16 protein-coding genes are annotated in these 14,648 nt (G+C 71.0%); 6 read left to right on the plus strand and 10 right to left on the minus strand.

What is annotated here, in order from left to right; genetic code table 11:
• Positions 1 to 115: 115 nt before the first annotated feature.
• The 6 genes from G3I65_RS41935 to G3I65_RS41960 all read right to left on the minus strand — a co-directional run bounded on the left by G3I65_RS41935 (position 116) and on the right by G3I65_RS41960 (position 5,924).
• Positions 116 to 967 (minus strand): PD-(D/E)XK nuclease family protein, encoded by an 852-nt coding sequence (locus G3I65_RS41935; protein WP_163046846.1) that lies wholly within the window; start codon positions 965 to 967, stop codon positions 116 to 118.
• Between the two features lie 83 nt (positions 968 to 1,050).
• Positions 1,051 to 3,510 carry an alpha-L-rhamnosidase C-terminal domain-containing protein gene (locus tag G3I65_RS41940; RefSeq protein ID WP_160701014.1) on the minus strand — a complete coding sequence of 820 codons (2,460 nt, stop codon included), beginning with the start codon at positions 3,508 to 3,510 and terminating at the stop codon, positions 1,051 to 1,053.
• 125 nt (positions 3,511 to 3,635) lie between these two features.
• A complete protein-coding gene (locus tag G3I65_RS41945) occupies positions 3,636 to 4,265 on the minus strand; it encodes a MarC family protein (protein WP_160701015.1) in 630 nt (209 codons plus the stop codon).
• Position 4,266: 1 nt separating this feature from the next.
• Complete coding sequence (locus G3I65_RS41950) at positions 4,267 to 5,130, minus strand: PHP domain-containing protein (protein ID WP_375336765.1); 864 nt, start codon at positions 5,128 to 5,130, stop codon at positions 4,267 to 4,269.
• A 48-nt stretch (positions 5,131 to 5,178) separates the two neighbouring features.
• A complete protein-coding gene (locus G3I65_RS41955; RefSeq protein ID WP_125307077.1) occupies positions 5,179 to 5,739 on the minus strand; it encodes a PH domain-containing protein in 561 nt (186 codons plus the stop codon).
• Between the two features lie 20 nt (positions 5,740 to 5,759).
• Positions 5,760 to 5,924, minus strand: coding sequence for a hypothetical protein (locus G3I65_RS41960; protein ID WP_163046845.1), 165 nt, complete (start codon positions 5,922 to 5,924; stop codon positions 5,760 to 5,762).
• A gap of 185 nt (positions 5,925 to 6,109) precedes the next feature.
• Here G3I65_RS41960 and G3I65_RS41965 point away from each other — a divergent pair, with 185 nt between their 5' ends.
• Positions 6,110 to 6,523, plus strand: coding sequence for an NUDIX hydrolase (locus G3I65_RS41965; protein ID WP_160701017.1), 414 nt, complete (start codon positions 6,110 to 6,112; stop codon positions 6,521 to 6,523).
• A gap of 309 nt (positions 6,524 to 6,832) precedes the next feature.
• Here the strand turns inward: G3I65_RS41965 and G3I65_RS41970 are convergent, their stop codons facing one another.
• Together G3I65_RS41970 and G3I65_RS41975 are read right to left on the minus strand one after the other, a co-directional pair.
• Positions 6,833 to 7,927 carry a DUF2332 domain-containing protein gene (locus tag G3I65_RS41970; RefSeq protein ID WP_160701018.1) on the minus strand — a complete coding sequence of 365 codons (1,095 nt, stop codon included), beginning with the start codon at positions 7,925 to 7,927 and terminating at the stop codon, positions 6,833 to 6,835.
• Positions 7,928 to 7,934: 7 nt separating this feature from the next.
• Positions 7,935 to 8,438 carry a MaoC family dehydratase gene (locus G3I65_RS41975; RefSeq protein WP_013223004.1) on the minus strand — a complete coding sequence of 168 codons (504 nt, stop codon included), beginning with the start codon at positions 8,436 to 8,438 and terminating at the stop codon, positions 7,935 to 7,937.
• A 311-nt stretch (positions 8,439 to 8,749) separates the two neighbouring features.
• Here G3I65_RS41975 and corA point away from each other — a divergent pair, with 311 nt between their 5' ends.
• The 3 genes from corA (at position 8,750) to G3I65_RS41990 (ending at position 11,500) form a co-directional block, all read left to right on the plus strand.
• Positions 8,750 to 9,835 carry a magnesium/cobalt transporter CorA gene (gene corA / locus G3I65_RS41980; protein ID WP_160701019.1) on the plus strand — a complete coding sequence of 362 codons (1,086 nt, stop codon included), beginning with the start codon at positions 8,750 to 8,752 and terminating at the stop codon, positions 9,833 to 9,835.
• 178 nt (positions 9,836 to 10,013) lie between these two features.
• The gene (locus G3I65_RS41985; RefSeq protein WP_160701020.1) at positions 10,014 to 10,664 is read left to right on the plus strand and encodes a metallophosphoesterase; all 651 of its coding nucleotides are present in this window, start codon (positions 10,014 to 10,016) and stop codon (positions 10,662 to 10,664) included.
• The gene (locus G3I65_RS41990) at positions 10,661 to 11,500 is read left to right on the plus strand and encodes a ParB N-terminal domain-containing protein (RefSeq protein ID WP_160701021.1); all 840 of its coding nucleotides are present in this window, start codon (positions 10,661 to 10,663) and stop codon (positions 11,498 to 11,500) included. The genes G3I65_RS41985 and G3I65_RS41990 overlap by 4 nt, the downstream gene beginning before the upstream one ends.
• Here the strand turns inward: G3I65_RS41990 and G3I65_RS41995 are convergent.
• Complete coding sequence (locus G3I65_RS41995; protein WP_160701022.1) at positions 11,497 to 12,237, minus strand: hypothetical protein; 741 nt, start codon at positions 12,235 to 12,237, stop codon at positions 11,497 to 11,499. The two genes, G3I65_RS41990 and G3I65_RS41995, sit on opposite strands and share 4 nt — an antisense overlap.
• The gene (locus G3I65_RS42000) at positions 12,237 to 12,734 is read right to left on the minus strand and encodes a SigE family RNA polymerase sigma factor (protein WP_160701023.1); all 498 of its coding nucleotides are present in this window, start codon (positions 12,732 to 12,734) and stop codon (positions 12,237 to 12,239) included. The genes G3I65_RS41995 and G3I65_RS42000 overlap by 1 nt, the downstream gene beginning before the upstream one ends.
• 178 nt (positions 12,735 to 12,912) lie before the next feature.
• Here G3I65_RS42000 and G3I65_RS42005 point away from each other — a divergent pair, with 178 nt between their 5' ends.
• Together G3I65_RS42005 and G3I65_RS42010 are read left to right on the plus strand one after the other, a co-directional pair.
• Positions 12,913 to 13,740, plus strand: a complete 828-nt coding sequence (locus G3I65_RS42005) for a CPBP family intramembrane glutamic endopeptidase (protein ID WP_160701024.1) — start codon at positions 12,913 to 12,915, stop codon at positions 13,738 to 13,740.
• Positions 13,737 to 14,648 (plus strand): histidine kinase (locus G3I65_RS42010; protein WP_160701025.1); only part of this gene is annotated, 912 nt, incomplete at its 3' end. The genes G3I65_RS42005 and G3I65_RS42010, both read left to right, overlap by 4 nt.

A 14,648-nucleotide genomic window follows, 5' to 3' on the forward strand; every position in this document is an offset into this window, starting at 1 on the left:
GCCCCGCTCCGGCGCTCCGGCCGGGTTCCGCTGCGGCGCCGGGCCGAGACCGCCCGTGGGCAACGGTGCCGTCGCCAGCTCGTCGGTGTCCGGTGAAGCCAACGTTCCCTCCCGTTCAGGGCGCGAGCAGGTCCCACGGTTGCGCCTGCGGGGCGGCTTCCTGGCCTGCCGCGCAGCTCGGCCGGAAGTCGCACCAGGCGCAACGCCGGTCCGGGCGGGGTGGGAACAGCACGTCCCCGTCTCCGCCCGCCTTCAGGGTATCCGTGGCGAGGCGGAGGTCCCCTGCGGTCTCATCGGCGCGTTGCAGGTGCCGCTTGAGGCTTTCCGGGGTGTGCTCCGCCGCCGCGATCGTGCCCGTCGGGAGGTGGTGCAGCTCGACCGTGGTGCACGGCATCCGCAGCGTGCGCGCCGCCGCCACCGCGTACAGCGCCAGTGCCTGCGACGCCCGCGCTTCGTACTCGTCCGGTGGCCGCCGTCCGGTCTTGTAGTCGACGATCACCAGCTCCCCCGCGCGCGCGTCGATGCGGTCCGCGCGGCCCTCGATGATCATCGACGGCCGCTCGCCCGGCTCCGGGTTCACCGGCGCCGACACCCAGCGCTCGAGCCCGGCCGGCTCGTGCGTGACGTCGTTGTCCTCGACGTACTCCGCCACCCAGCCCTTGGCCCGCGCCCGGTAGCGCGCCGCCTGCTCCTCGCTCTCGAAGCCCGCGTCCTTCCAGAACTCGGCCACCAGCGCCACGGCCCGCTGCGGCACCCGCTTGAGCACCGGCAGGTCGAACAGCGCCCGCAACGCGTTGTGCACCACCGCGCCGAGCGTGCTGTGCGCCCACGGACCGGTGCGCTGCGGCGTCGGCCGATCGAGGTAGGCGAGGCGGTACCGGCGCGGGCAATCGTCGAAGGTCGCCAGCCGCGCCGGCGAGACCTTCGTGAGCCGCACCGGTTGCGCCACGCCGAAGTCGAACCCCATCTGCTCCTTCACGCCGCCCACGCTACGCACCACCACCGACACTTTCCGCGCGGGGCGAGGCCGCCCCGCGCGGAAAGTACGGGCTACCGCACCACCAGCACCGTGTACGTCCCGCCGGAAACGGCCAGCGAGCCGCTCCGCACTGGCTTGCCGTCCAGCAGCACCACCCGGCCCGACGGCACCACCAGCGAACCGGCGGTCCCGCGCGGCGCAGTAACCGTCAACGAGAACACCGAACCCTGCTGCGACCACGAAGCCGACAACGCGCCCTTCGGCGTCGGCACCGCTCCTCGCGCCCACGCGACCGAACCCGGGTGCGGCGAGACCGTCCACGTCGCGAAGCCCGGCGACGTCGGCGAAACGCCCAGCAGGTCGTTGGTCAACGCCGGCACGACACCTGTCGACCAGCCGTGCGCCGCCGACGTGTAGCCCTGCTCGTAGTGCGACCCGCCCTCGCCGATGCCTTCCCACGCCGTGATTCCCGGGTCGTGCGTGGCCATCCAGCCGTACATCCGCTTGATCTGGTCGATCGCCGAGTCCGCCTGCCCGCTCCGGAACCGCGCCTGCAGCTCCGGGAACGACGTGAACGCGTACACGCGCTTCGTGCCGTCGGAAACGAGCGTGTCGTTGTCCATGAACGGGTTCCCGTACGGCAGCGCGCCCGCCGCCAGCCGCGCCAGCGCCGAAGTGGCCTGCGACGGTGACGCGATCCCGGCCAGGATGGCCTGGCTGTTGCCGTCCTGGCCGTGCCGCACAGCGCCCGTCCCGGAGTCGAGGTACGCGCCCGCCGCGGGATCCCACAGGTAGGCGTTCACCGCCGCGGCGACGCCGGAAGCTCGCGCGAGCCACCGGTCGGCGTCGGCGGGATGTCCCGTCGCCCGCGCCAGACCGGCAGCGCCCTGAAGCGCCCGTACGTACAACGCGTTGTAGTACGTCACTTCGCCGGTCCGCGGCAGGAACGCGTAGTCGCCGTAGCCGCCTGTGCCGTTGAGGCCCTTCGCAAGCAACCCGCGCGAATCGGTGACCGACGGGTACCACGTGTCGAGCGTCTTCACGAGGTGTGAGTAGTACGAAGCCGCGTACGCGGTGTCGCCGCTGTAGAGGACGTAGTCCCAGCTCGACGTGACCCACCAGAGCGGGTAGTCGAACAGCGGCAACGTGTAGTCGTTGATCGACGCGGGCGGGATCCAGCCGTCCGCGCGCTGGTGGTCGGCCAGGTCGGCGAGGACGTTCTTCGCCGCCGTGCCGTCCTGGTGCGTCAGGTACTGGGTCAGCCCGGACACCGCGACGTCGCCGACGTACGGGTCCCGGTCGCGCTTCGCGCCGTCGTGCAGCACGAGCTTCCCGTCCAGTGACGGCGAAAACGCGCCGCGCGGGTCCACATCGGACTCGCGGAACGTGTCCATGCCCAGCTCGTTCGTGTAGGACGCGGCGTACCAGTAGCGGTTCAACGCGTCGTCGGACGACTCGAACCAGCCACGGTAGGTGTCCGGCGTGCCGAGGAATGGCGTGAAGTCGAGCGAGACGCCGCTGATCCGCACCTCGCCGGCGGGCTGGGCGAGCGGCGCGTCCGAGGCCAGCGCGTCGAGGCTGATCCGCAGGTAGCGGAAGCCGTGCAGGCCGTCCGCGCACACTTGCGTGCCGCTCAAGCAGCCCTTCGTGTCCCGCCAGACGGTCGGTGCCGCCGACACGGCGTACTGGTCACTGCCGGGCCCGCCGGAGAAGTCCGAACGCGTGAAGTCGGAGCGTTCGCCCAGGTACTGGAGGGTTTCGGAGAACGACAGCCGGACGCCCGGCCGGTTCGCCGACGCGCCCGCGAAGGCGATCTTCGGGTAGCCGGCGACGACCTTGCCGAAGTCGACGACGGCCGTCGGCACCGGCGGATCAGCGACCAGGCCCGGCCAGACCTCGGCAACACGGCTGAACTCACCGGACGGCGTGTTCTGGTCCTTGGCCACGGTGATCCGCACCTGCGTCGTCGTCACCGCCCGGTCGAACGCGACCGCGCGCTGCACCGCGGTGTTGCCGGTGACCGAAGCCGCGACGCGCCACGCGCCGCCGTCCAGCACCTCGACGGTGAAGTCCTGCGGCACGCCGTCCACATTGGACAGCACGGTGACGCCGGGCAGCGCGGCCGGCGCGCCCGCGGTGATGGTCAGGACGTCCGGGTAGGCGCCGATCGTGTCGTCGTTCCAGAACGTCTCGGTGTTGCCGTCGACGGCGTTGCCCGGGTCGTAGGTCCGCGGCTGGCCGTTCCCGCCGTTGTTGGGCGCGTGGAACGACGACGCGGTGGCCGTCGTCCCCGCGGGCCACGCCGGTTTCGGCGGCAGCGCCTGCCGCTTGAACGTCGCGACACCCCGGCCGAGCAGGCCGTCCGGGTTGGCGACGTCGCCGGTCGTCGACAGCACCTGCACCGGCCGGACGTCCCGGCTCGGCGGCGCGACGACGTACTTCTGCCACCCCGGCACGGCGTCCGCGGGGGTGGCGGCCACGCCGCTCGCCACCAGCACCGCGACCGGCAGGATTGCTCTGTGCCACTTCATCGAGGCCTCCGCAAGGCGATTGAATCGTTTCAAGCGCTGAGCTGAGGTTCAGGCTGCGCGAGCGGTGCCAACGATGTCAACGAACGCGGGGGTTCCTGTCCGGCAGGACAACCCGAAAGGCGGGGTCAGCTGCCGCCGGCCATGAAGCCGCGCACGGAGTTCGCGACCAGCTCGACGGCGATGGCCGCGAGCAGCAGGCCGGCCACCTTGGCCAGCAGCGTGATGCCGCTTTCCTTGATCAGCCGGATGACGACGCCGGAGTAGCGCATGCAGATGTAGATCACGAAGTGCGTCATCACGATCGCCGCCGCCAGCGCGATGTACGCGCCGATGTGGCCGTCGGCCTGCCGCACGAACACGATGGTCGCGGCGATCGCGCCGGGCCCGGCCAGCAGCGGCGTGCCGAGCGGCACCAGCGCGACGTTGACGTCCTCCGCGGCGGCCTCCGGCTCGTGCCCGCTGCCGGTGAGCAGCTGCAGCGCGATCAGCAGGAGCAGCAGGCCGCCCGCGCCCTGCAGCGCGGGGATGCCGATGCCGAGGTAGGCGAGGATCGCCTGGCCCGCGACCGCGAACAGGCTGATGACCAGCAGCGACACCAGGACCGCCTGCCGGGCGGCACGCGCCCGCGTCGCGACCGGCTTGCGGCCGACCAGGCTGAGGAACACCGGCACGGTGCCCGGCGGGTCCATGATCACGACGAGGGTGATCGTCGCGCTCATGAAGAGCTTCGCGTCGAAGACGTCGGCGATCGCCATGTCAGCCCTTCACGACCTGGTACCCGGTCGCGCGCGCCACCAGCTCCTCGAACTGGCCGGGGTCGGTGGTGCACGCCCCGAGCGGGATCGTCTTGTTCGTGCCGTGGTAATCACTCGACCCGGTGACGAGCAGGCCGAGCTCGCCGGCCAGTTCACGGGTGCGGGCGCGCGTCGGCTCGTCGTGGTTCGGGTGGTCGGCCTCGACACCGGTGAGGCCGCGCGCGGCCAGGCCGGCGAGGGTGTCCTCGCTGATGGTGGCGCCGCGGCTGAAGGCGAAGGGGTGCGCGATGACGGTGACGCCGCCGGCCGCGGCGATCATGTCGATGGCCTCTTCGACCGGGGTGTCCCGGCGGGCGACGTAGTAGCCGCGGCGCGGGCTGAGGTAGTCGGCGAAGGCCTCGTCGACGGACGTGACCAGCCCGGCGCGGACCAGCGCCTGCGCCAGGTGCGGCCGCCCGGGCGGTGAGTCCTCGGGCAGCAGGCCGAAGATCTCGTCGATGTCGATCGGCAGGCCGTCGGCGGCCATCCGCTCGGCCATCCGGCGCAGCCGCGTGCGGCGCTCGACGCGCAGGCGCGTCTGCTCGGTGACGACCGGCTCGGACGTCGGGTCGAAGAGGTAGGCGAGCAGGTGGACGCTGATCTGGCGCCCGGTCGCGGGGTCGATCGACACCGTGGAGAGCTCGGCGCCGGGCACGAGCGTCAGCCCCGGCGGCACCGCCTCGGCGGCGGGCGCCCAGCCCGCGGTGGTGTCGTGATCGGTGATCGCGACGACGTCGAGCCCGGCTCTCGCGGCCGCGGCGACGAGCCCGGCCGGCGTGTCGGTGCCGTCGGAAGCAGTGGAGTGGGCGTGCAGGTCGATGCGCATCGTGTCCATTGTCGACGATGCGCTGCGTCACACGCTCGGCGGGACGGGCTAGCCGACTGGCTTCTTACCCCGGGCAGCCCGCTGGGCCTTGATCATCGAGAAGCGCTCGGCCTGCTTCTGCTTGTCGCCGAAGACGAGCTCCGAGATCGTGTCGTAGAACTCTTCTGGCCGCGGCAGGAAGTCGATCTTGTTGAGCGCCTGGATCTGCCCGGCCGACTCGACGACCATCGTCCCGTAACCCATCATGCGGCCGGTGGCGGTGCGCACGTAGCTGAGGTCGGTGACCTTGCTGATGGGCATCATCAGCACCTTGGTCGTGAACACCCCGGTGGTCATGACGAACCGCTTGTCGGTGACCACCAGCCGCTCGACCCACCACTCCATCACCACGTAGGCGAACCGCAGGACGACGAGCAGCGCGACGTACCAGAGGATGTTCTGGCCGATGTACAGCGCCGGTGGCAGCAGGTAGGACACCAGCACGCAGATGGCCAGGAGCGCGGCCGCCTCGAAGGTGTCCCACAGCAGCACCGCCCAGTGGCGGCGGATCCGGATGACCCGCCGCTCGGTATCGAGGAGGTACTCGTCGGGGTCGCGTGGCGCGAACATAGGTCGAGGGTAGCCCTCGATCAGCCCTTGAAGACGTTGCTGACGAAGGTGATCACCGATTCGGCCGAGTCACGGAGGAACTGGATGATGTTGCCGACGAGGCCAGCGGCCTGCCCCGGCTGGGCAATGACGAAGAACAGCACCAACGCGATACCGGCGAGGCCCGCAATCTTCTTCACGTTCACCGCGATCAAATCCCGTCTCTTACGGTGACACCGGACAACAGACTTTTTACGTTGTACCGCACTCAACTGGCACACGGGAGGTAAGTCCCGCGCTTGGGTCAGCACGTGGTCCGAAGTGTACCGTACGGCTACTCTCCGTGTACAGGACATCCGTTTTCAGTTCGATCACGTCTACCGTTGGGGACATGGAGGCTCCCACCAGCACCACGATCCGCTGTGTCGGCGGCATCGCGTTCGACGACCACGGCCGATTGCTGCTCATCCGGCGCCGCAATGACCCCGGTTCGGGTCAATGGTCGCTGCCGGGTGGCCGAGTCGAACCGGGCGAATCGGACGAAACGGCAGTTATTCGGGAGCTTCGGGAAGAGACCGGGCTCGACGTGATTCCGGGCACATTGATCGGGAGCGTCCGGCGAGGGCCGTACTTGATCTTCGATTACGCGTGCGCCGTGGCCGGCGGGGTGCTCACGGCGGGTGATGACGCGACGGACGTGCGTTGGTCCGAAGCGGCAGACCTTTCGGGGCTGGAGGCGCGCGGGGAGCTGGTGGATCTCCTGTACGTGACTTTGCGTGACTGGGACGCCTTGCCGCGGGCTTGAGCGGCCTCGGACAGGGCCGTTAGGGGTTGCCGTGCTCCGGGACGAGCCGCAGGCCGGGGCCGGGCGCCATGAACGACCCGTTCATGGCGTCCGGCGACAGGGCCCCGGCAAAGTCGGGCGCCGACGAGCGGGTGACCGGCCGCGGGCCGGCCGCGTGGTCTGCTCGGCGTCGCGGGGATGTTGTGAAAGGGTCATTCATGTCGTCTGGCGAGGTGAATGACTCGTTCATGACATTGCGGACCGGCCGGCATCCCCGCCCGGCGGAGCCGTCGTGACCGTGCCGGGGCAGCGGGAGCCGGGCCGGCGGGGCTAAAGCGGCAGCCAGGTCATCCGCTGCCCGTGCGGCGCGGTCCGGGCCAAGGCATGGGCCTCCGCCTTCCCGTCCTCCCACCGGACCACCCCGAGCGTCGCCAGCCCGTCCCCAACGGCGAGATCCGCCCGCCCAGGCAGCACCAGCTCCAGCCCAGCCCCGTAGAACTCCTCCGAAACCCACCACAACGGCCGCGAAGCCGCCAGCGAAGCCAGCTCCGCCACGAACTCAGCCCGCCGAGCAGCTCCGAAGTAAGCCAACGCGTGGCTGGTCACCACGACGAGCGGCCCCTCCAGGGAGGCAGCCGCCGAAGCGAAGTCCGCGACCCCGTCCCCCGCGATCAACCGCGGCCGGTGCTTCGCCTGCTCCGCCGCGGCCGTCCGCAGCAACCGGATCCGGTCCGGCTGGTCGGCCCACACGCAGGCCTCGAGCCACGCCAGCTCGTCCTCGTCCGACAGGTCGACCGGGGCCCGGTCGAGCCCCGCCCGGTCCGTGATCGCGAGCTTCTTCGGCAGCTTCGGCGCCACCGCGCCCGGGGCCAGATCCAGCGCGCAGTGCAGGCCAACCGCCGACTTGGCCGGGCCCGCCGTCAGCTGCTCGCCGCCGTCGCACTGGTAGCGGTAGCCGAAGCGGTCCAAGCCGAGCAGCAACCCCGCGCTGCAGCCGACCTCCAGCAGCGCGACCTTGCCGCCCGCTTCACGAGCCGCCCGTGCCACGCCCGGGTACAGCAGCGCCGCGCGGCGGACCTCGTTCGTCTGGGTGTACCGCGACGAAATCAACGCGCGCGCCTTCTCGGCCCGCTCCAGCAGGAACGACCGGAACAGCGGCCACGTCTCGGAGTCGACGCCGTCGAAGCCGCCCAGCGAGGGGTAGTAGCGGGACAGCGGGTGGATCGGGTCGGCCTGGACGAGGCGGTGCGCGGTCGCCATCAGCAGCGTCGCGCGCACCTCGCCGTCGCGGGCCACCGACAGCAGGCCGGCGACGTCGTCGTCTTCGGCCGCCCGCAGCGCCAGGTGCTCGTACAGCGGCGAGACCCCGCGGGCCTCGACTTCCGCGAACGTGCGCAGTACGTCCTTGATCGCGTCCAGGTCCATCAGAGCCTCATTCGTGCGGCACCGGCCGGCCCGGCTGCTCCCCGCCCCGAGTCTCCCCGTACGAGCGCTTCGGCACCATCACCTTCCGCCGGAAGGTGCACACGATCAGGCCGTCCTGCTTGTACCCGCGCGTCTCGACGTACACGACGCCGCGGTCGTCCTTCGACTTCGACGGCGTCTTGTCGAGCACCTCGGTCTCGCCGTAGATGGTGTCGCCGTGGAACGTCGGCTTCACGTGCTTGAGCGACTCGACCTCGAGGTTCGCGATGGCCTTGCCGGAGACGTCGGGCACCGACATCCCGAGCAGCAGCGAGTAGACGTAGTTGCCGACCACGACGTTCTTGCCGAAGTCCGTGGTCTCCTCGGCGTAGTGCGCGTCCAGGTGCAGCGGGTGGTGGTTCATGGTGATCAGGCAGAACAGGTGGTCGTCGTATTCGGTGACCGTTTTGCCCGGCCAGTGCTTGTAGACCGCACCGACCTCGAACTCCTCGTAGTACCGACCGAACTGCACTCGTCTTCTCCTTGCCCGCGTAACACCGCGTGAGGCTGGTACGACACGCATCCGTAGTGAGGAGTACCCTCAACCATCGGTTCTCGCGCGTCAACGCGAGCCCCACCACTCTGCACCCGGCCCGAAGGAGGTGAGGAACCCGATGAGCAGTGGCGATAGTCCGCTCCCTAGTAGTCCCAGCGTTCCCACCTCACGGGTCGTCTCCAGGTAGGCCTTTTCACCCCCTCGGGAACGCTGGTGTCGCCGGGCGGACGCGTTCCGCCCCTGGTCAGTCGTCTCGCACGACCAACGCACGACGCCCAGGAGATCCCATGCCTGCCATTCCCTCGCTCGGCGGCCTTCGCGGCCGCGGCAACAGCCGGGCCAAGGGCGTGCCCGTCCGCGTTCCGGTGCCGCTCTCGGCGTACGTCGTCGACTGCGCGGTCTACGTCGCCGGCGAGCGCCTGCCCGGCCGCTGGACCCACACCGAAGCCATCAAAGAGGTCCGGAAGCGGCACGAGGGGTTCGTCTGGATCGGGCTGCACGAGCCGGACGCCGAGCAGATCCAGGGCGTCGCGGACACGTTCGGGCTGCACGAGCTGGCGGTCGAGGACGCGCTCGAAGCGCACCAGCGGCCGAAGCTCGAGCGCTACGACGACACGCTCTTCCTGGTGGTCAAGACCGTCCGGTACGTCGAACACGAATCACCCACCACGGCGAACGAGATCGTCGAAACCGGCGAGCTCATGGTGTTCCTCGGCCGCGACTTCGTCATCACCGTGCGGCACGGGAACCACTCGGGACTGGCGCGGCTGCGCCGGGAGCTGGACGAGGACCCCGAGCGCCTGCAGCTCGGCCCGGCCGCGGTCGTGCACGCGATCGCCGACCACGTCGTCGACCACTACCTCGACGTCACGGGCCGGATCGAGAACGACATCGACGTCATGGAGGCGCAGGTCTTCGCGCCCCGGTCGCAGATCAGCGCCGAGCAGATCTACCTGATGAAGCGGGAGGTCCTCGAGCTGCGGCGCGCGGTGATGCCGCTCGCGACACCGGTGCAGCGTCTGGCCGAGGGCTACACGCGGCTGGTGCCGGACGAGGTCCGCTCCTACTTCCGCGACGTCGCCGACCACCTCACGACCGTGTCCGAACGGGTGGCGGCGTTCGACGAGCTGCTGTCCACCTTGGTCGACGCGACGGTCGCGAAGATTTCGCTGCAGCAGAACACCGACATGCGCAAGATCACGTCGTGGGCGGCGATCATCACCGTGCCGACGATGATCGCCGGCATCTACGGGATGAACTTCGACTACCTGCCCGAGCTGCACTGGAAGTTCGGGTACCCGCTGGTGATCACCGTGATCCTCGGCATCTGCCTGTTGCTGTACCGAATATTCCGGAAGAACGGCTGGCTCTAGGTCCCCTTTCTTTTCCACCGGATTCGGAGAATTCGTGATGCCTCGAATGCTGTCCAACCTCAAGTTCTGGGCGCTCGCGCTCAGCGTGCTGTGGATCGTCGTGATCACCTTCGTCATCGTCGCCGACCCGGGGTTCGCGCACGGGATGAAATGACGCCCGGCGTCGTACCCTGGGTGCGTGCCGAAAGCGCTGGTGGTCTCCGACGAGGTCGACGAGCGGCTGTGGACCGACGCGGTCCGCGCCGTCTCCGTCGACCTGGTCATCGGTGCCGGTGACCTCCCCTACGATTACCTCGCGTTCCTGGCCGGCGCGCTCGACGTGCCGTGCGTGTTCGTGCCCGGCAACCACGACCCGGACCTGAGCGGCTACACGCGCTACGGCGGGCTGTCCATGAAGGACGGTTTCCCGACGGTCTGGCCGGGGCCGGCGGGCGGCGTCAACGCGGACGGCCGGGTCGTCGACGTCGCCGGGATCCGGTTCGCCGGTCTCGGCGGCTCGATCCGCTACAACGACGGGCCGAACCAGTGGACGCAGCGCCAGCAGGCGCGCCGCGCCCGCGGCCTGGTGCGGCGCGCGAAGTGGCGGCGCCGTCGCGACGGCCGTGCCGTCGACGTCCTGCTGACGCACTCGCCACCGCTGGACCTCGGCGACCGCGCGGACCCGCCGCACCGCGGGTTCGCCTGCCTGCACCGGACGATCGACGCGCTGCGGCCGAAGTGGCTGCTGCACGGGCACATCCACCCCCACGGCGAGCCGGTGCCCGACCGGGTCGTCGGCGACACCCGGATCCGCAACGTGGTGGGCCACCGGATCATGGAGTTCTCATGAAGGAGACGGGGTTCCCCCGCGCCGACGCGGAAAACGACTTCCTCCGGGCGCGCCGCGGCCAGGTGCTTTCGCGGCTCTCGACGTGGCTGCGCCGCGAGCCGGACGACGTCAACATCATGCTGCCGTTCCACGAAGTCGTGGAGGCGCTCGGCTACCTCGGCGAGCACCGGATCGGGCTGCGGGTGATCAAGCTGGACTCGATCGTCGGCACGGTCGACCGCAGCCGCGACTTCGACCGCCGCTTCCGCCCGACGTCGGCCCGCGTCCGCCAACGCTGGGAGCGCCTCGCCCTGGCGGCCCGCCGCGGCGAGGAGATCCCGCCGATCGAGGTCTACCGCGTCGGCGAACTCCACTTCATCATCGACGGCCACCACCGGGTTTCGGTCGCGATCGCGCAGGGACTGTCCACAATAGAGGCCGCGGTGACGGCGGTCCGGACCAAACTGGACCCGAGCGGCATCCGCCACCGAGGCGACCTGATCGTCAAGGACTACCGCCGCCTCTTCCTGGAACGGGTACCGCTGACGGGCCACGCCCGCGCGTCGGTGATCGTGTCGGACCCGTGGGACTACGCGCGGCTGGGCGAGCACGTGGAGGCGTGGGGCTTCCGGCTGATGCAGGACGAAGGCAAGTTCTGCGACCGCGCGAGCGTGGCGCAACGGTGGTTCGACGAGGAGTTCGGACCGGTGGTGGCGATGCTGCGGCAGGCGGGGCTGATCGGCGACCGGACGGACGCCGAGGCGTACATGTGGGTTGCGGCGGAGCGGTACCGCCTGATCCGGACCCACCGCTGGGACGACGAAGTCATCGAGACGCTGAGGTCCCGGCGGCACTAGAAGTCCAGCCCCGGGGTCAGGGCCAGCTGCCGCACCTGCGCCTCCGTCAACGTCGGTTCCGGCCGCTGTCCCGGCAGCCGCACCCCCGACTGCGCCAGCACCCCGCTGTTGTTCGACCAGAACTGCACGAGATACCCCACACCGGACCGCGTCACCCGGTGGGTCACGACGTCACCGGCCCGCAGCGTCGAGATCATCAACCCGCCCACGGACGTCTGCTCCGAGCGGCACGAAACCTCCCCCACCTCACCGCACGGCGGCCCGCCCGCGTTGCCCGGCACCATCAGCACGTACACCGAACCCGACCCCGCCGCGTCCGTCACCCGGACCCCCATGTGGAACAACGCCTCCCGCGGCGCGTCCCCGGCCGGGTCGGCGATCAGGTGGAACGGGTCCGCCGGCGGGGTCTCGCCCGGGATCGTCAGGCGCGTGATCCGCGCGTCCGCGGGCAGCAGCGCGCGGACCGCCCGCCCCACCACGCAGCTGAGCCGGTCGACCAGCGCCTCGCGGGTGTCCGACGCGGTGGGGCACGGGACGTCCGCCACCTGACCCCGGTGCGGCAGCACCACCACCGCCAGCGCCAGCGCGAGGACCGCCACGGCCAGCGCCGCCGCGCCCGTCAGCAAGTGACGGCGGCGGGAAGCCCGCGCCGCCGCGAGGACCGCGTCGCCCGACAAGCCGAGCGGGGGCTCGCCTTCGGTCACGTACGCCGCCAGCAAGGACCGGACCTCTTCCATCACCACTCCTCGCTCGTCGGCGCCGGCAGGGCCGCGCGCAGGGCTTCGACCCCGCGGGCCGTCTGGGACTTGACCGTGCCTTCGGCCACGCGCAGCAGCGCCGCCACTTCGGCCACCGGGAGGTCCTCCAGGAACCGCAGCACGACCATCGCGCGCTGCCTCGGCGTCAGCCCGGCCAGCGCGCGCTCGACGTCGAGGCGCAGCGGGGTGTCCCGGCCCGGTGGCGACGCGGCTTCGGGCGGCGACGGCGTCACGTACTCGCGCCCGGACTTCCGCCGTCCGGCCAGGAAGAGGTTCAGCAGCACGCGGCGCGCGTACGCGTCGGCCGTGTCCGGCCGGACCCGGCGCCACCGGCGGTACAGCTGGACGAACATCGCCTGCACGAGGTCCTCCGCGCCGTGCCAGTCGCCGCACAGGGCGAACGCCACCCGGCGGAACCGCTGGACCCGCGCGGCGAAGTATTCGCTGAAATCGAGGTCTCTCGACGACGCCCCCACCCGGCCTCCTTCGCCCGTCTTCACTCTTACTAGTCCGCGAGGGGCCGGAAAGGTTCAAGCGTCCCCCGTGCGAGCTACGCGCGAATGTCCACCGCTCGGGGACGATTCCGGGCCGCCCGATCCCTAGCGTTCACCGCAGTCGCGGCACGTCGGCCGCGGAATCGGCGAAGGAGTTCTGATGAGGCTGCTCTGGCAGTTGCTGGCCGTCGCGGCGATCGCGTTCCTCGGCAGCCAAGCCGCCAACGCGGTGACGGGAAACCCGTGGCTGACGCTGGTCGTCGGCACGGCGACCGCCGTCCTGGCGGTCATGGCCTACCGGTGGGTGGTGCGGCGGACCGAGCAGCGCCCGGTGACCGAACTGGCCCGGCCGTCGACCGGGCTGGTGTGGGGGACGCTCGTCGGGATCGCGCTGTTCGCGGCCGTCATCGCGAACATCGCGCTCCTCGGGGACTACGAGATCCGCGGCTGGGGCACGGTCACGGGCGCGATCGGGCTGCTCGGCTTCATGGCGGCCGCCGCGGCGACGGAGGAACTGCTCTTCCGCGGGGTGCTGTTCCGGATCATCGAGGAGCGCACCGGCACCTGGATCGCCCTGGTGCTGACCGCGGTGCTGTTCGGCTCTTCGCACCTGTTCAACGAGCACGCGACGCTGTGGGGCGCCCTCGCCATCGCGATCGAGGCCGGCGGCCTGCTGACCTCGGCGTACATCGCCACCCGCAAGCTCTGGCTGCCGATGGGCGTGCACTTCGGCTGGAACTTCGCCGCGGCGGGCCTGTTCGGCACGGAGGTCTCGGGCAACGGCACCCCGCAGGGCCTGCTGGACGCCGTGACGTCGGGCCCGGTCGCCGTCACCGGTGGCGCGTTCGGCCCGGAAGGCAGCCTGTACTCGCTGCTGTTCTGCCTCCTCGGAACGGGCGCGTTCCTGTGGCTGGCCCACCGCCGCGGCACCCTGGTGCCCCGCCGTCGCGCCGAGCGGGTCGACGCCGTCACTACACTTTCCCGGTGATCGAGCGGGCTCTGGCGCGGTGGCGCCGGTTCGACGTCGCCGTCCGGGACACCCCGCTCGCGGTGCTGTTCCTGGCGGCGGCGTTCCTGCCGGTGGTCCAGAGCCACGGCACGCAGCTCGGCGGCCTCCCGCAACGCCCCTTCGACGCGCTGGCCTTCGTGGCCGTCGGGTTCGAGTGCCTCCCGCTCGCCCTCCGGCGGCGGTGGCCCGGGCTGTGCGTGACGCTGGTGTCGCTCGGTTTCGCCCTCGACCAGCTCCGCGGCTACCACTCGGTCTCGGGCGCGGCGCTGGCCGTCGCGCTGATGAGCGCGGGTGCCCACCTGGCGGCGCGCAGGCACATCACCGCGTCGCTGCTCTCCGTGGCCTACATCGCGCTGGCGGTCGTCCTCTTCCGGCTCGGCACGGACCCGGCCGAAGAGTACGTCACGTTCTTCCTGCTGCTGGTGTTCGCGTGGGGCATCGGGGCGTGGCTGCGCGCCACCCGCACCGCCGAGACCGAACGCCGCCGCCGCGTCGCCGAGGACACCCGCGCGGCCGAACGCGCCCGCATCGCCCGCGAGCTGCACGACGTCGTCACCCACCACGTGACGGCGATGGTCGTGCAGGCCGAAGCGGCCCGGTACCTGACCGCCGCGCCGGAGCGCCTCGGCGAGTCGCTGACCGCGATCACCGGCACCGGCCGCCGGGCCATCGCCGACCTGCGGCACCTGCTGGACCTGCTCAACCCGGACCACGGACCCGGGATCGCGCCGCCGCCGGGCGGGCTCCGCGCGCTCGTGGACCACGCGATCGAGGCCGGGCAGCCGGTGGAGTTCGCCGAGGAGGGCACGCCGTCCGAGGCCGCCGGCAGTGCCGACCTGGTGGCCTACCGCGTCGTGCAGGAAGCTTTGACGAACGCGCTCAAGCAC

This window comes from Amycolatopsis sp. SID8362 (genome assembly GCF_010550475.1).
In the GTDB taxonomy this organism is placed as follows: Bacteria; Actinomycetota; Actinomycetes; order Mycobacteriales; family Pseudonocardiaceae; genus Amycolatopsis; species Amycolatopsis eburnea.

Coding starts and splice junctions, on each gene's coding strand:
- G3I65_RS41935 (WP_163046846.1), bottom strand. CDS start 967: ATGGGGTTCGACTTCGGCGTGGCGCAACCGGTGCGGCTCACGAAGGTC.
- G3I65_RS41940 (WP_160701014.1), bottom strand. CDS start 3,510: ATGAAGTGGCACAGAGCAATCCTGCCGGTCGCGGTGCTGGTGGCGAGC.
- G3I65_RS41945 (WP_160701015.1), bottom strand. CDS start 4,265: ATGGCGATCGCCGACGTCTTCGACGCGAAGCTCTTCATGAGCGCGACG.
- G3I65_RS41950 (WP_375336765.1), bottom strand. CDS start 5,130: ATGCGCATCGACCTGCACGCCCACTCCACTGCTTCCGACGGCACCGAC.
- G3I65_RS41955 (WP_125307077.1), bottom strand. CDS start 5,739: ATGTTCGCGCCACGCGACCCCGACGAGTACCTCCTCGATACCGAGCGG.
- G3I65_RS41965 (WP_160701017.1), top strand. CDS start 6,110: ATGGAGGCTCCCACCAGCACCACGATCCGCTGTGTCGGCGGCATCGCG.
- G3I65_RS41970 (WP_160701018.1), bottom strand. CDS start 7,927: ATGGACCTGGACGCGATCAAGGACGTACTGCGCACGTTCGCGGAAGTC.
- corA (WP_160701019.1), top strand. CDS start 8,750: ATGCCTGCCATTCCCTCGCTCGGCGGCCTTCGCGGCCGCGGCAACAGC.
- G3I65_RS41990 (WP_160701021.1), top strand. CDS start 10,661: ATGAAGGAGACGGGGTTCCCCCGCGCCGACGCGGAAAACGACTTCCTC.
- G3I65_RS41995 (WP_160701022.1), bottom strand. CDS start 12,237: ATGGAAGAGGTCCGGTCCTTGCTGGCGGCGTACGTGACCGAAGGCGAG.
- G3I65_RS42005 (WP_160701024.1), top strand. CDS start 12,913: ATGAGGCTGCTCTGGCAGTTGCTGGCCGTCGCGGCGATCGCGTTCCTC.